The organism is Paraferrimonas sedimenticola (assembly GCF_002282855.1).
Classification (GTDB): domain Bacteria; phylum Pseudomonadota; class Gammaproteobacteria; order Enterobacterales; family Shewanellaceae; genus Paraferrimonas; species Paraferrimonas sedimenticola.
This window is the reverse complement of sequence record NZ_NRIR01000001.1, coordinates 253,130-268,000: the sequence shown is the minus strand read 5'-3', so window position 1 is coordinate 268,000 and position 14,871 is coordinate 253,130. Positions and strand designations below refer to the sequence as shown.

Genomic DNA, 14,871 nt, shown 5'->3' with positions numbered 1-14,871 from the left:
AATTAGGGAGCGGATGATGAATCGCTTAACCGTAACACTCGTAGCTGCGCTACTGGCCCTGGTGGGCTGTGGTCAGGCAGACAAACAAGCGGCTGCACCGGAAGCAGCCGCCGCGGCAAAACAAACCTTTGAATGGAAGCTGGTGACCACCTGGCCTAAAAACTTTCCAGGTCTTGGCACCGCGCCTGAGCGCTTTGCTGAGCTAGTGGGCGAAATGAGCGACGGTCGTCTCACCGTAAAAGTCTACGGTGGTGGCGAGCTGGTGCCAGCCTTTGAGGTGTTTGATACCGTCAGCCAAGGCACCGCCGAGATGGGCCATGGTGCGGCGTATTACTGGAAAGGCAAACTACCTGCAGCGCAGTTCTTTGCCGCAGTACCTTTTGGCTTAAATGCTCAGCAGATGAACGGCTGGCTGCACTACGGCGGCGGTCTTGAGTTGTGGCAAGAGGCTTACAAGCCTTACGGTTTGATACCGATGGCTGGCGGTAATACCGGTACCCAAATGGGTGGCTGGTTTAACAAAGAGATCAATAGCATCGCGGACTTGGAAGGCCTAAAAATGCGTCTGCCGGGTCTGGGTGGCGAGGTGCTAACTCGCTTAGGCGGTGTGGCGGTGACTCTGCCGGGCAGCGAACTATTTACTGCGCTGCAGACAGGTGCCATTGATGCCACCGAGTGGGTAGGTCCATACAATGACCTAGCGTTTGGCCTGCACAAAGCCGCCAAGTTCTATTATTACCCAGGCTGGCACGAGCCAGGTACGACGCTTGAGTTCCTGGTTAACGAAAAAGCCTACGCTGGTCTGCCAGCGGACTTGCAAGCCATTGTGCGAGTGGCCGCCCGCGCGGTTAACCAAGACATGCTTGATGAGTACACCGCCAGAAATGCCGGTGCGCTAAAAACTCTAGTGGAGGAGCACGGTGTCGAAGTGCGCCAATTCCCAGCGGATGTCGTACAAAGCCTAAAAGCCATCACCACCGAAGTACTGGCCGAACAAGCCGCGGCGGATCCACAAATGCAAGCTGTGTATAAGTCGTACAGCGAATTTGCCGAGCAGGTGAACACCTTCCACGGTATTGCTGAAGATTCTTACGCCCAAGCGCGCAATTAAGCCGCTTATCCTTGACCTTGGCGGCTACCGCGCTATGGTAGTCGCCATTGCTTCAAATTCCACGAGGGAAATTCCATGCCTCTGCTAGACAGCTTTACCGTCGACCATACCCGTATGCACGCACCTGCAGTGCGAGTGGCCAAAACCATGACCACCCCAAAAGGCGATACTATTACTGTGTTTGACCTACGTTTCTGCATCCCCAACAAATCCATTTTGTCGGAGCGGGGCATCCATACCCTAGAGCACCTATTTGCCGGCTTCATGCGCGACCACCTAAATCGCGGCGAGCAAGAAATCATCGACCTATCCCCAATGGGCTGTCGCACCGGTTTCTACATGAGCCTAATCGGCACCCCAGCCGAAGCCGAAGTCGCAGACGCCTGGAAAGCCTCAATGACCGACGTAATTAACGTCGAAAACCAAAACGACATTCCAGAACTAAACGAATACCAATGCGGCACCTTCGAGATGCACTCACTCGAAGAAGCCAAAGCCATTGCCCAGGACATCCTAGACAACGGAATCCAAGTCAACCGCAATGACGACCTAGCCCTAAGCGACGACATCCTAAAAGGCTTATAAACCAAGCCAATGAACAAAAGGGAGCAGGGCTCCCTTTTTTTGCACCCGCAATTTGGCTATTGCGCTTGCAACTGGCGCGATATTAGCGCTTAACATGCTGCGTCGCCCGTCGCCCGTCGCCCGTCGCCCGTCGCCCGTCGCCCGTCGCCCGTCGCCCGTCGCCCGTAGCCCGTAGCCCGTAGCCCGTAGCCCGTAGCCCGTAGCCCGTAGCCCGTAGCCGGTAGCGGTAAGAGCTGGGAGTGGCTGGTGGTAGGGAGTAGGTGGCAGCAACGGCAGGTGAAAAGCGGTGGGTGGAGCAGCCCTCGGCTGGACTCTCGGCCGCGGTACCAGAAGCCCCACGTCGGGACGCTCCGAAACGTCCCTGTGCGCTCTACGTTTGTTCCCTACAAACGAAGCCCTCCTTCGGGGCTCCTACTGCCGCGGCCTACGTCCAGCCATAGGGCTGCCCCACCCACCGCTTTTGCTTTGTTGCTGCCGCTGGCTGTTAGGGGAGGGCGGAATTGGCAGGGTGGATGGAATTTGGCGCTAATTAGCAAACCCGCAATCCGCAACCCGCTGGATAGCACCTATTTCCACCCAACCACCCAACTACCAATACCCACTCCCAAAAAATCGCCAGTGGCCGCGAGCCAACGAACCGGCAGAGACTCAACCAAATGTTACTAGGCGGACTCGTGTGTGGAGACCATGAGGAGGGCTTCGTTTGTCTGGAACAAACGTAGAGCGGATATGGATATCTCGAGCGTCCCGACGATGGTTTCCACATACGGGTTCGCCAAAAGTGACGGTGGTTGAGCCTCTGCCGGTTCAGCGAGCGGCCACTGGCGATTTGCTACTTCCTGGCTGCCAACAGCTAACAGCCAAGGCGCCTGCTATTCGCTAAGAGCGAGATTCCCGTTTTCACGGGAATGACGGGGGGACACGGGAATGACGGGGGACTTCATGGGGATGACGGGGCCTTGGGCTGGGCGAGCGAGCTGGTTTCGCAACTTGCTGACACTTGTGTAACAAAATCGTGACAGCGGCCACAAAATTTCTAACCTTAAGCACTTGCTGAATCTTAATTGTTAATGCAAACTATTCTCATTCTAAATATCGTTAACAAATAAGTTACATTCAGGGTAGTGATAATGAAAGCTTCATTTAAAGTTGGATTGTGCGCATTGGCGATTCAATCAGCGCTTGTTGGTCAAGCTATTGCGGAAGAGCAGGCTGAAAGTCAGCCGATGGAAACCATCACCATTATTGGATCTGCAGCTGCGGTTAATGACATTCCGGGTTCGGCCAATGTGGTGACTCAGGATCAGTTGGAAGCCTTTGACTATAGCGATGTGATGCGCGTATTGGCTCAGGTGCCGGGTGTGTATGTGATGGAAGAAGACGGTTACGGTCTTCGCCCGAACATTGGAATGCGCGGTACTGGTACTAGCCGTTCTGAGAAAATTACCGTTATGGAAGATGGCGTGTTAGTGGCTCCCGCGCCTTTGGCGGCACCGGCGGCTTATTACTTCCCGACCATGGGACGTATGACTGGCGTTGAGGTTTTGAAAGGAAGCTCTGCGGTTCGTCATGGTCCTCGCACCACAGGTGGTGTGCTTAACCTTATCTCTCGCCAGATTCCCGATGATGGTCGCGACGTATTTGCCGATGTGGCGATTGGTGAGAACAACTACGGCAAGATTCACGCTGCTGCGGCGGGCAACAAGGATAACATTGGCGCGCTTTTGGAAGTGTATCGCTACCAGGCGGATGGCTTTAAGAAACTGCCAGTTAATAAAGACACGGGCTTTGTTAAAAACGACGTGATGTTCAAACTGAAGGGCCGTAGTTTGCCGGGTGCAAGCACCTATCAAGAAACAGAACTGAAATATAAGTACTCTGACGAAGAGTCTGATGAGACTTATATGGGTCTAACCGATGCGGATTTCGCCAATTCGCCGTACGCTCGTTACGCGGCATCGCAAAACGACAAAATGAAGACCGACCACCACAACGCACAAATTAACCACTTTGCGCGTTTTTCCGGCGGCACTGAGCTTAGCTCGCAGGTTTACTACAACAAATTCGCTCGTAATTGGTACAAAGCCTACAAGGTAAACGGTGACAGCTTGGGCTCAGGCGGTATCGATGCCGCTTCAGCCTTTGACAAGAACCCGACCGCTGAAGGCTTGAGTGTCGACATTAAAGCTAACAACCGCGAGTACTACTCCTACGGTATTCAAACCGAAGCGGTAATGCCTATGGGTGACCACAACTTCATTATTGGCGGTCGCTACCACTACGACCAAATGGACCGCTTCCAGTGGGCCGACAACTGGATGCTAAACCAAGACCTATCTATGACCTTGGTAAATGCAGGCGAGCCAGGCACTGACTCTAACCGCATCGACAGTGGTCGTACTGCCGCTGGTTATGCTCAAGGTGAATTCGTCTTTGGTGATTTGCAGGTTAACGCTGGTGCTCGCTATCAGTGGGTTGAGCTTCGTCGCAAGGATTGGGGTAAAACCAACCCAAGCCGTCAAGGTTCACCGGATAAAGACGTGAAGAACACGGTACAAGCGGTATTGCCTGCTATTGGTCTGACTTACCGTGCCACCGACGACTTGGTCATCCTTGCTGGTGTGCAAAAAGGTTTCGCGCCGCCAGCCCCCGGTAACGACAGTGCCAAAGCAGAAGAGAGCATTAACTACGAAGCCGGCCTTCGCTACAACATGGGCAGCATTGGTATTGATGCCATTGGTTTCTTCTCGGACTACTCCAACATGCACGGCAACTGCACCGCGGCTCAAGGTTGTGACGAGGAGAAAATCGATAACCAGTACAACGCCGGTGAAGTGGAAATCAAAGGTCTTGAGCTAAGCGCCAACTACACTGCTGATTTGGGCGCGGTCGATATGCCGCTGCGTCTGGCCTACACCTTAACCGACAGCCAGTTCAAAAATGACTTCGAGTCGGATTTGGACACTTGGGGTAGTGTTAAGAAGGGTGACGAGCTGCCGTACTTGGCCAAGCACCAGCTATATTTGCGTGCCGGTTTGGAAGGCAACAACTGGACCTTCAATGTGAATGCGCGCTACTTAAGTGACATGCGCACTCAAGCCGGACAGGGCACCATTCCTGCGGATCGTCTGATTCCTTCGCGCTGGGTAATGGACCTTGGTGCTAACTATCGCATCGGTGAGCAGCACAAGATCTACCTGAACGTAGATAACCTAACCAATAAGGTATACGCGGCTACTCGAGTGCACGGTTCTTTGCAACCGGGTAAACCGCGCACTGCGATTCTGGGGTATCGCTACAGTTTCTAAACCCCTTGTTTTTTAACATTTAAGGCAGCTTCGGCTGCCTTTTTGTTTTTTACCCTATGAAAATTTGTTAAGTGATTGATTGTTAATGGCTAATTTAGCCTGACAAAGAACTAGTTTAGAGTTTTCAGTACATTATTTCGACACTGGGTTACCTAAATAGTGGCATTACGGGTGTTTTGAGGGCTAGGCGTAATAAAAGCGTTGTGATTTTCATGGCGAAGGTTAATTAATTGGGGTAGAATGCGCGCGAGCTAGTGTGATTTTGCTCAAATTTAGAGGTGGAACTTCCAGCTAGCTCACTAAATAACAATAAGCGGCGTAACACCTTCATTTAAACGTAGTGCTAATAATATGATTACAATAAAGAAAGGCTTGGATTTGCCCATTAGCGGCGGCCCGCAACAAGTAATCCATGAAGGCCCAACCATCACTCGTGTCGCAACGCTCGGCGAAGAGTATGTCGGCATGCGACCTACCATGAAAGTCAAAGTTGGCGATGTGGTACAACAAGGTCAGGTTCTTTTCGAAGACAAGAAGAACCCCGGCGTCCAGCATACCGCGCTGGCCAGTGGTGAAGTGGTTGAAATCAATCGTGGTGCTAAGCGTGTCTTGCAATCGGTAGTGATTGCCGTCAACAACGACGACGGCCTAGAATTCGACAGCTATTCTCGCGAACAACTTTCCCAACTGACTTCTGCTCAAGTTCGTAGCAACCTAGTTGCTTCCGGTCTTTGGACCGCGCTTCGCACCCGTCCTTACTCCAAAGTGCCAGCCATCGACTCAGATCCGGCGGCCATCTTCATTACTGCGATTGACACTCAGCCCTTGGCTGCCGATCCGCAAGTAGTAATTGCCGAAGACACTCAAGCTTTCGCCGACGGTCAAACCGTTTTGCGCCAGCTGACCAGCAACCCAGTATTCCTATGTACTGCAGCCGGTGCCAGCATCGACGCAGTCCAGGGTGTTGATAAGCAAGAGTTTGGCGGCGTTCACCCAGCTGGTTTGGTCGGGACTCACATTCACCACCTAATGCCGGCGTCGTCTACTCGCGTGGTTTGGCACCTGAACTATCAAGACGTGATTGCCATCGGCAAACTGTTTATCAGCGGTGTGCTAAGCAGTGATCGCGTAGTCGCCATCGGTGGTCCAGAAGCGTCTAACCCTCGTTTGGTTAAGACTCGCTTGGGCGCGGATGTAAACGAGTTAGCGGCCAACGAGAGCAAAGGCTCCGAAGGCGCTGACCGTCTGATTTCAGGCTCTGTGCTCAACGGAACCAACGCGTCAGGCCCTCACGCGTTCCTTGGTCGCTATCACCAGCAACTGAGTATTTTGCACGAGGGCACTGAAAAAGAACTGTTCGGCTGGCTTGCGCCAGGCTCTGACAAGTTCTCCAACACTCGTGCTTTCTTGGGTCACTTAAACCCTAAGAAACTGTTCAACATGACAACCTCTACCGGCGGTTCGGACCGCGCCATGGTGCCAATTGGTGCTTACGAGCGTGTAATGCCGTTGGACATACTGCCCACCATGCTGCTGCGTGACCTGATTGCCAAGGACACTGACAATGCTCAATTGCTGGGTTGTTTGGAGCTAGACGAAGAAGATCTGGCTCTGTGTACCTTCGTTTGTCCTGGTAAGTATGATTACGGCGCACACCTGCGTGAGTGTCTGGAAATCATCGAGAGGGAAGGCTAATGAGCTTAAAAGATTTCCTAGAGAAGATTGAGCCGCAATTTGAAAAAGGCGGCAAGTACGAAAAGTGGTACGCGCTTTACGAAGCGGCGGCGACCATTTTCTACACCCCGGGTAAAACCAACAAAGGCCGCACTCACGTGCGCGATAATCTCGACCTAAAACGCATGATGATCACCGTGTGGGCTTGTACCTTCCCGGCCATGTTCGTCGGTATGTACAACGTAGGTCTGCAAGCGCAAGACGCGCTAATCGCGGGCTTTGGTACTCCTGACGTTTGGCAGGTGTGGCTATTTGGCCTGTTTGGCACCGAGCTCACCGCGAGCAGCGGGATCCCCACACTCATGTGGTACGGCGCCTGCTTCTTCCTACCCATTTATGCCGTGACCTTTGCGGTGGGTGGTTTTTGGGAAGTGCTGTTTGCCAGTGTGCGCGGTCACGAAGTTAACGAAGGTTTCTTTGTTACCTCGGTCTTATTCGCGCTAACGCTACCGGCAACCATTCCACTGTGGATGGTGGCTCTGGGTATCACCTTTGGTGTGGTGGTTGCGAAAGAAATCTTTGGCGGCACCGGGCGTAACTTCCTTAACCCTGCCTTGGCCGGTCGTGCTTTCTTGTTCTTCAGCTACCCGCTGAACATGTCAGGCGACACTACTTGGGTGGTAGCTGATGGCTTCTCTGGTGCGACTGCACTAAGCCAAGCGGCGCAAGGCACCTTGGAATACGGCATCACGCAAGATTGGTGGAACGCATTCTGGGGTCTGATTCCAGGCTCTGTGGGTGAAACCTCGACCGCAGCTATCTTGCTCGGTGGTCTGATTATCATCTACGCACGCGTGGCATCTTGGCGCATCGTCGGTGGTACCTTGGTGGGTATGATTGCAGTGGCGAGCCTGCTCAATCTGCTTGGCTCTGATACCAACCCAATGTTTGCCATGCCTTGGTACTGGCACTTGGTCACTGGTGGTTTTGCCTTCGGTATGATGTTCATGGCAACCGACCCGGTATCCGCGTCTTACACCAACAATGCGAAATGGTGGTACGGCATTTTGATTGGCGCCATGGCGGTGTTCATTCGTGTGCTCAACCCAGCCTTCCCAGAAGGCATGATGCTGGCAATCCTGTTTGCCAACCTGTTTGCTCCTTTGTTCGACCACGTGGTAGTTCAGGCGAATATTAAACGGAGGCTTGCGCGCAATGTCTAAGAGCAACGATTCCTTTGGTAAAACCCTATTTGTGGTCATTGGCTTGTGCTTGGTGTGCTCGATCATCGTGTCGTCAGCCGCGGTAGCGCTAAAGCCTATGCAAGTGGCTAACGCCAAGCTGGACCGTCAGAAGTACATTCTGCAGGCCGCTGGTTACGAGACCACTGACCCAACCGATATCACTCAGCTGTACAACCGCTTCATCGAAGCCCGTGTGGTTAACCTAGAAACTGGCGAATATGTCGAAGGCATTGACGCTGACTACTACGACCAACGCAAAGCCGCGCGTGAGTTCCCAACCTCAAGCGTGCCTGAGAACGACGTCGCTAAAGTTAAGCGCTACGCCAACAATGCCCTGGTTTACTTGGTAAAAGATGGCCAAGGGGTAGTGAGTAACGTGATTCTTCCGGTTCACGGCGCTGGTCTATGGTCCACCATGTACGCTTTCGTGGCGCTTGAGTCTGACTTGAACACCATTAAGTCCATGGTTTACTACGAGCAAAAAGAAACCGCGGGTTTGGGTTCTGAAGTGCAAAACCCTGAGTGGCAGGCCAAGTTTGTCGGCAAGAAGTTGTTTGACGAGCAGGGCGAGTTCGTATTCAAAGTGAGCAAGGTGCCTAGCATCGCTCAAGGCCCACACGGTGTGGATGCGCTATCCGGTGCAACCCTAACCGCTAATGGTGTGCAAAACAGCCTGCAATTTTGGCTGAGCGAAGAGGCCTTTGGCCCTTACCTTGAGAAAGTTCGCCAAGGAGGCCTTGGATAATGTCTGAAGCAAAAACCTTAAAACAGGTGCTGTTTGCACCGGTTATTGCCAATAACCCCATTGCACTGCAAGTGCTGGGTGTGTGTTCGGCACTAGCGGTAACCTCCAAAATGGAAGTGGCTTTGGTGATGTCCATCGCCCTGACCGCGGTATGTGCCTTCTCAAACTTGTTTATCTCGATCATTCGAAACCACATTCCATCGAGCGTGCGGATCATCGTGCAGATGACCATTATCGCGTCCTTGGTAATTCTGGTGGACTTGATTTTGCAAGCCTACGCCTACGACATCTCTAAGCAGTTGACCGTATTCGTTGGCCTGATCATCACCAACTGTATCGTCATGGGTCGCGCCGAAGCCTTCGCCATGAAAAGCCCACCACTGGTGAGCTTCATGGACGGTATTGGTAACGGTCTGGGCTATGGCGCTGTGTTGATGAGCGTTGGCTTTATTCGTGAGTTGTTTGGCTCGGGTACTTTGTTCGGTATCGAAATCTTGAGCACCGACTGGTATCAAACCAACGGTATGCTGTTACTACCGCCAAGTTCTTTCTTCATCATCGGTGGCCTAATTTGGGCAATCCGTACGTATAAGAAAGACCAAGTTGAGCCAAAGGAGTAATCAATAATGGAACATTACATTAGTCTTTTGGTTCGCGCCGTTTTCATCGAGAACATGGCTTTGGCCTTCTTCTTGGGTATGTGTACCTTCTTGGCGGTTTCCAAGAAAGTGAGCACGGCATTTGGCTTGGGGATTGCGGTTATTGTGGTACTGACCATTGCAGTACCGGTTAACCAAATCATTTTCACCAATGTATTGGCTCCGGGCGCACTTGCTTGGGCCGGTGCACCGGATGTTGATTTGAGCTTCTTAAAGTTCATTACCTTCATCGGTGTGATTGCATCACTGGTGCAAATTCTGGAAATGACTTTGGATAAGTACTTTCCACCTTTGTATAACGCGCTGGGTATCTTCCTGCCGCTGATTACTGTGAACTGCGCCATCTTCGGTGGTGTGAGCTTCATGGAACAGCGCGGCTACAACCTAACCGAAAGTGTTGTGTTCGGTTTCGGTTCGGGCTTGGGTTGGGCAATTGCCATCACCCTGCTAGCCGGTATTCGCGAGAAGATGAAATACGCGGACGTGCCAGATGGTTTGCGTGGCTTGGGTATCACCTTTGTCACCGTAGGTCTGATGGCCTTGGGTTTCATGTCCTTCTCAGGCGTTTCGTTATAACACAGTGTGCGAGGGCTTCGGCCCTCCGCCAAAGCAGTACATAAGTACAAAGGATTAATCGATGGAAATTATTCTTGGCGTAGGTATGTTTACCGCCATTGTGACCATCTTGGTTCTCATCATTATGTTCGCCAAAAGCCGTTTGGTGCCCTCAGGTGATGTAACCATTTCTATTAATGACGACCCAGAGAAAGCCATTGCCTCAGGCGCTGGTAACAAGCTTTTGGGTGCGCTGGCTGACAATGGCATCTTCATTTCTTCAGCCTGTGGTGGCGGTGGCTCTTGTGGCCAGTGTCGCGTAAAAGTGAAGTCTGGCGGTGGTGATATTCTGCCAACCGAGCTTGACCACATCACCAAGCGCGAAGCTCGCGAAGGCTGTCGTTTGTCTTGTCAGGTGAACGTTAAGCAAGACATGGACATCGAGCTGGACGAAGAGATTTTCGGTATCAAGAAGTGGGAGTGTGAGGTTATCTCTAACGACAACCAAGCCACTTTCATTAAAGAACTAAAACTGAAAATTCCCGATGGCGAGTCAGTACCATTCCGCGCGGGTGGCTACATTCAAATCGAAGCACCTGCGCACCACGTGAAGTACAAAGACTTTGATATTCCAGAAGAGTATCGCGGCGATTGGGAGCACTTTGGCTTCTTTGACATCGAGTCTAAGGTAGAAGAAGAAACCATCCGTGCATACTCGATGGCCAACTACCCAGAAGAAGAAGGCATCATCATGCTGAACGTGCGTATCGCGACTCCGCCGCCACGCCAGCTTGACCTACCCGCCGGTAAGATGTCGTCCTACATCTGGAGCTTAAAGCCTGGTGATAAGGTGACTATTTCTGGCCCATTTGGTGAATTCTTCGCCAAAGAAACCGACGCCGAAATGGTATTTATCGGTGGTGGCGCAGGTATGGCGCCAATGCGTTCGCACATCTTCGACCAACTTCGTCGTCTGGCCAGCAAGCGTAAGATCACCTTCTGGTACGGCGCGCGCTCTAAGCGTGAGATGTTCTACACCGAAGACTTTGATAAACTCGCGGCTGAAAACGAGAACTTCCAGTGGCACGTGGCCCTGTCAGACCCTCAACCAGAAGATAACTGGGATGGTATGACTGGCTTTATTCACAACGTGCTATACGAGAATTACCTCAAAGACCACGAGGCGCCTGAAGACTGCGAATTCTACATGTGTGGTCCACCTATGATGAATGCCGCGGTTATTGGCATGCTCAAGGACCTAGGTGTGGAAGACGAAAACATCATGTTGGATGACTTCGGCGGCTAAGCGAGAGATCGGGAGAGTTTATTTGTTATCTTCGCTTAAACATTGGCTAACCCTAGTTGGGTTAGCCTTTTTGATTAGCGGCTGTGCGCAGCCGGATCCTGTGTTGTCCTTAAGCGGCAGCACTATGGGTACCACCTACAACATCAAAGTGGTTGATAATGGCCGTCTGCCAGAGTCGATTTTGCTGCAAAGCAAGATTGATATCGAGCTGGAGAAGGTCAACAACCAGATGTCCACCTATCGCCCTAAAAGCGAATTATCGCGCTTTAATGGCATGCCCAATGGCAGCATGAAGGTGTCGCCATCGCTGGTTACTGTGATGAACGAAGGCTTGCGTCTGTACGAGCTGACCGACGGTGCGCTGGATGTCAGCATTGGTCCATTGATTAACCTTTGGGGCTTTGGCCCGGATGCGCGTCCTACCCAAATTCCTACTCAAGCTGAAATTGAACTGGTGAAAGCCCGTAGCGGCTTAGAAAACGTCTCAGTGGAAGGTCTGCGTTTGGTGAAGCGCTCGGCGTCCATGTACATCGACTTGTCGTCAATCGCCAAAGGCTATGGCGTGGATGTGGTAGCAGAATTGCTGACCAGCATGGGTGCTGAAGATTATTTGGTCGAAATCGGTGGTGAAGTGCGTACCAAAGGGCAGAAGCCCGACGAGTCGCCGTGGCGGATTGCGATTGAACGTCCCAGCGGTCGAGGCGAGGTCGAGCGCATCATCGCACCGGGTAATATGGCGGTAGCCACCTCAGGTGACTATCGCAATTATTTCGAAGATAATGGAGTGCGTTTATCGCACATTATCGACCCGAGAAACGGTTACCCGATTAAGCACAATTTGGCGTCAGTGACCGTGCTAGACCCAAGCACCATGACCGCTGATGGCTTGGCCACCGCGCTGTTGGTGATGGGCACAGAAAAAGGCATGGCCCTGGCCAATGAGCAAGGAATTGCTGCCATGTTTATCGAAAAGCAGGATGCTGGTTTTGTGACTCGCTACAGCGAAGCCTTTAAGCGCTTTGTGCATGCGAGTGACAGTTAAGGAGTCAGTTGTATGAGTACTTTCATTGCTACTTTTGTCATTTTGCTTACCGTGGTTGCGGCTATGTCAGTGGGTTACCTGATTAAGCGCAAAACCATTAGCGGCAGCTGTGGTGGTATCGGCGCGATTGGCATGGACAAAGTGTGCGATTGCCCGGAGCCGTGTGAAAAGCGCAAAGCGCGCATGGCGCAAGAAGAGGCCCGTCGTAAGGCCTTTGAAGAGAATCGGATTATTTGAGAACGGCATACGGCGCCCCGCCTGTCGTTCCCGCGCAGGCGGGAACCTACCCACTGGCAACAAGCAACTAGCTGGGTCCCCAGTCAAGCTGGGGACGACAAAAACGGTACCTGTCGTTCCCGCGCCCTCCGCCTGTCGTTCCCGCGCAGGCGGGAACCTACCCACTGGCTACAAGCAACTAGCTGGGTCCCCAGTCAAGCTAGGGACGACAGAGAGGGTACACGTAGCTCTCCAGTCACACTGGGGACGACAGAGAGGGTACCCGTCACTCCCGCCGCCCCTCAAAGCTCACAATATCTGCGAGTATAAATCCGCCCATTGCGGATTCTGTTTTTCTATCAGTCTAATTTTCCAGGCACGATTCCACTTTTTTAGCTGTTTTTCTCGCAAAATCGCTTGTTCCATGTCATCGCACAGTTCGTAGTAAACGAGCCTATTCACCTCGTAATGCTCTGTAAAGCCACTAACAAATTTGTTTTTGTGTTGCCATATTCGCTTAACCAGATCACTGGTGACTCCAATGTATATTGTTCCGTTAGGTTGGCTACTCAAAATGTAAATGCAGGGTTGTTTCATAGTGTAAAGGCGGTCTTAGGCTTGTAGCTATAAGCTAGTCGTCCCATCAGAAAAGGATATGGGAGGTTTGGGGGATTTTAAGAGTCCTCGTCGTTTCTGCTCCCAGCTTGTCGTTTCCGCTTCCTGCTCGTCGTTCCCACGGAGGTGGGAACCTAGCCACTCGCAACTGAGTGGGTCCCCGCATTCGCGAGGACGACGATGGGAAGTGCGAGGACGACGGTGGGGGCGCGAGGACGACGGTGGGTAGCAACTAGCCACTCGCTACTGGATGGGTCCCCGCATTCGCGAGGACGACGATGGGGGCGCGAGGACGACGATGGGGAATGTGAGGGTGACGGGGGGGTAGCAATTAGCCACTCGCAACTGGGTGGGTCCCCGCATTCGCGAGGACGACGATTGGGGGGGCGCGAGGACGACGATGGGAGGTGTGAGGGTGACGGTGGGGAATGTAAGGGTGACGGGGGGTAGCAACTAGCCACTCGCTACTGGATGGGTCCCCGCATTCGCGAGGACGACGATGGGAAGTGCGAGGACGACGATGGGAAGCGCGAGGACGACGATGGGAAGTGCGAGGAGGACGATGGGAGCGCGAGGACGACGATGGGGAATGTGAGGGTGACGGGGGGTAGCAACTAGCCACTCGCAACTGGGTGGGTCCCCGCATTCGCGAGGACGACGGTGGGCATAACTTAAAGCTGGATGTTTATACAGTGCTTGGGTATTCTATGGCTATCTATTTACTCAGGTAGCCCTAATGTCCAACCAGCCCTTCCAACAGCGAAAAATCATCCATGTGGATATGGACTGCTTTTACGCCGCCGTTGAAATGCGCGATAACCCTGAGCTAAGGGATAAAGCCATTGCGGTGGGCGGTAGTGCCGACAGGCGTGGGGTGATTGCTACCTGTAACTACAAAGCGCGTGAGTTCGGAGTGCGCTCGGCTATGGCCACCGCGCGCGCTTTGCGTCTGTGCCCGGACTTGGTGTTGGTCAAAGGCCGGATGTCGGTTTACCAAGAGGTGAGTCGCCAAATTCGTGCGGTGTTTGCCGAGTACACCGATAAAATTGAACCCCTCTCATTGGACGAAGCTTATCTAGATGTGAGTGAGTGCCCTCAATTTCAGGGTTCGGCCACGCTCATTGCCAAAGATATTCGTCGTCGTATTCTCGAAGAAATTGGCTTAACCGCTTCAGCGGGTATTGCGCCGGTTAAGTTCTTGGCCAAAGTGGCCTCGGATCTCAACAAACCCAACGGTCAGGCGGTTATCCCGCCAGCCAAAGTAGCCGAATTCGTTGAAACCTTGCCGCTACGCAAAATCCCTGGAGTGGGCAAGGTCACCGCGGCCAAATTAGCAGACCTTGGTATGCACACCTGCGCCGATGCTCAAGCTCGTTCGCTCGAAGAACTCGTAGCGCACTTTGGCAAATTCGGCGGCGCTTTGTACGAGCGCTGTCGCGGTATCGATAAGCGCTCGGTGCAAGCCTCACGCACTCGAAAATCCATAGGTGTCGAAACCACCTTTGCTTCGGATTTGGCAGGTGTTGTTGATGCCAAACAGCACTTTGATCGCCTGTTAGAGCAGCTAGAGGGGCGCTATCAAAGATGCGGTAATCCAGTAATTGCGAGAATTGGCGTCAAACTCAAATTTGAAGATTTTCAGCAAACTACCATGGAGCAAAAGCACGCCGCAATCGATGCCGAGTTATTGTGGAGCCTGCTTGAAGGGGCTTGGGAGCGGGGAGAGGGCAAAGCGGTTCGCTTAATTGGTTTGCAAGTAGGGCTAGATAAGCCTGGTAGTGCTAAGCAGTTGGACTTAGGGCTGTAGCGGC

The 14,871-nt window shown here is 52.6% G+C and carries 13 protein-coding genes; 12 read left to right on the top strand and 1 reads right to left on the bottom strand.

The features are described from left to right. Positions 1–16 precede the first annotated feature (16 nt). The 11 genes from CLC93_RS01165 to nqrM all read left to right on the top strand — a co-directional run bounded on the left by CLC93_RS01165 (position 17) and on the right by nqrM (position 12,466). Positions 17–1,111 carry a TRAP transporter substrate-binding protein gene (locus CLC93_RS01165; protein ID WP_211286797.1) on the top strand — a complete coding sequence of 365 codons (1,095 nt, stop codon included), beginning with the start codon at positions 17–19 and terminating at the stop codon, positions 1,109–1,111. A gap of 75 nt (positions 1,112–1,186) precedes the next feature. Beyond that, positions 1,187–1,696: an S-ribosylhomocysteine lyase gene (gene luxS, locus CLC93_RS01160; protein WP_095504108.1), complete on the top strand. Its 510-nt coding sequence runs from the start codon at positions 1,187–1,189 to the stop codon at positions 1,694–1,696. A gap of 1,130 nt (positions 1,697–2,826) precedes the next feature. Further along, positions 2,827–5,004: a TonB-dependent receptor family protein gene (locus tag CLC93_RS01155; protein WP_095504107.1), complete on the top strand. Its 2,178-nt coding sequence runs from the start codon at positions 2,827–2,829 to the stop codon at positions 5,002–5,004. A gap of 351 nt (positions 5,005–5,355) precedes the next feature. Continuing rightward, complete coding sequence (locus CLC93_RS01150) at positions 5,356–6,699, top strand: Na(+)-translocating NADH-quinone reductase subunit A (RefSeq protein WP_095504106.1); 1,344 nt, start codon at positions 5,356–5,358, stop codon at positions 6,697–6,699. Beyond that, a complete protein-coding gene (locus tag CLC93_RS01145; RefSeq protein WP_095504105.1) occupies positions 6,699–7,901 on the top strand; it encodes an NADH:ubiquinone reductase (Na(+)-transporting) subunit B in 1,203 nt (400 codons plus the stop codon). The genes CLC93_RS01150 and CLC93_RS01145 overlap by 1 nt, the downstream gene beginning before the upstream one ends. Continuing rightward, on the top strand, positions 7,894–8,667 hold the full coding sequence (locus CLC93_RS01140; RefSeq protein WP_095504104.1) for a Na(+)-translocating NADH-quinone reductase subunit C: 774 nt from the start codon (positions 7,894–7,896) through the stop codon (positions 8,665–8,667). The genes CLC93_RS01145 and CLC93_RS01140 overlap by 8 nt, the downstream gene beginning before the upstream one ends. Then, positions 8,667–9,287, top strand: coding sequence for an NADH:ubiquinone reductase (Na(+)-transporting) subunit D (locus CLC93_RS01135; protein WP_095504103.1), 621 nt, complete (start codon positions 8,667–8,669; stop codon positions 9,285–9,287). Before CLC93_RS01140 ends, CLC93_RS01135 begins: the two co-directional genes overlap by 1 nt. Positions 9,288–9,293: 6 nt before the next feature. Beyond that, positions 9,294–9,902 carry an NADH:ubiquinone reductase (Na(+)-transporting) subunit E gene (gene nqrE / locus CLC93_RS01130; RefSeq protein ID WP_095504102.1) on the top strand — a complete coding sequence of 203 codons (609 nt, stop codon included), beginning with the start codon at positions 9,294–9,296 and terminating at the stop codon, positions 9,900–9,902. A 61-nt stretch (positions 9,903–9,963) separates the two neighbouring features. Further along, entirely contained in the window at positions 9,964–11,187 is a 1,224-nt protein-coding gene (gene nqrF, locus CLC93_RS01125) for an NADH:ubiquinone reductase (Na(+)-transporting) subunit F (protein WP_095504101.1), read from the top strand. A gap of 22 nt (positions 11,188–11,209) precedes the next feature. Further along, entirely contained in the window at positions 11,210–12,229 is a 1,020-nt protein-coding gene (locus tag CLC93_RS01120) for an FAD:protein FMN transferase (protein WP_245837027.1), read from the top strand. 12 nt (positions 12,230–12,241) lie between these two features. Next, positions 12,242–12,466 (top strand): (Na+)-NQR maturation NqrM, encoded by a 225-nt coding sequence (gene nqrM / locus CLC93_RS01115; protein ID WP_095504099.1) that lies wholly within the window; start codon positions 12,242–12,244, stop codon positions 12,464–12,466. Positions 12,467–12,754: 288 nt separating this feature from the next. Here the strand turns inward: nqrM and CLC93_RS01110 are convergent, their stop codons facing one another. After that, positions 12,755–13,042: a GIY-YIG nuclease family protein gene (locus tag CLC93_RS01110; protein WP_095504098.1), complete on the bottom strand. Its 288-nt coding sequence runs from the start codon at positions 13,040–13,042 to the stop codon at positions 12,755–12,757. 754 nt (positions 13,043–13,796) lie between these two features. Between CLC93_RS01110 and dinB the strand changes: the two genes are divergently transcribed. After that, a complete protein-coding gene (dinB, locus tag CLC93_RS01105; protein WP_095504097.1) occupies positions 13,797–14,867 on the top strand; it encodes a DNA polymerase IV in 1,071 nt (356 codons plus the stop codon). Positions 14,868–14,871 lie beyond the last annotated feature (4 nt).

Excerpts from the sequence above, each read along its gene's own strand:
- CLC93_RS01165 (WP_211286797.1), top strand. The coding sequence starts at position 17 with ATGAATCGCTTAACCGTAACACTCGTAGCTGCGCTACTGGCCCTGGTG.
- luxS (WP_095504108.1), top strand. The coding sequence starts at position 1,187 with ATGCCTCTGCTAGACAGCTTTACCGTCGACCATACCCGTATGCACGCA.
- CLC93_RS01155 (WP_095504107.1), top strand. The coding sequence starts at position 2,827 with ATGAAAGCTTCATTTAAAGTTGGATTGTGCGCATTGGCGATTCAATCA.
- CLC93_RS01150 (WP_095504106.1), top strand. The coding sequence starts at position 5,356 with ATGATTACAATAAAGAAAGGCTTGGATTTGCCCATTAGCGGCGGCCCG.
- CLC93_RS01145 (WP_095504105.1), top strand. The coding sequence starts at position 6,699 with ATGAGCTTAAAAGATTTCCTAGAGAAGATTGAGCCGCAATTTGAAAAA.
- CLC93_RS01140 (WP_095504104.1), top strand. The coding sequence starts at position 7,894 with ATGTCTAAGAGCAACGATTCCTTTGGTAAAACCCTATTTGTGGTCATT.
- CLC93_RS01135 (WP_095504103.1), top strand. The coding sequence starts at position 8,667 with ATGTCTGAAGCAAAAACCTTAAAACAGGTGCTGTTTGCACCGGTTATT.
- nqrE (WP_095504102.1), top strand. The coding sequence starts at position 9,294 with ATGGAACATTACATTAGTCTTTTGGTTCGCGCCGTTTTCATCGAGAAC.
- nqrF (WP_095504101.1), top strand. The coding sequence starts at position 9,964 with ATGGAAATTATTCTTGGCGTAGGTATGTTTACCGCCATTGTGACCATC.
- nqrM (WP_095504099.1), top strand. The coding sequence starts at position 12,242 with ATGAGTACTTTCATTGCTACTTTTGTCATTTTGCTTACCGTGGTTGCG.
- CLC93_RS01110 (WP_095504098.1), bottom strand. The coding sequence starts at position 13,042 with ATGAAACAACCCTGCATTTACATTTTGAGTAGCCAACCTAACGGAACA.
- dinB (WP_095504097.1), top strand. The coding sequence starts at position 13,797 with ATGTCCAACCAGCCCTTCCAACAGCGAAAAATCATCCATGTGGATATG.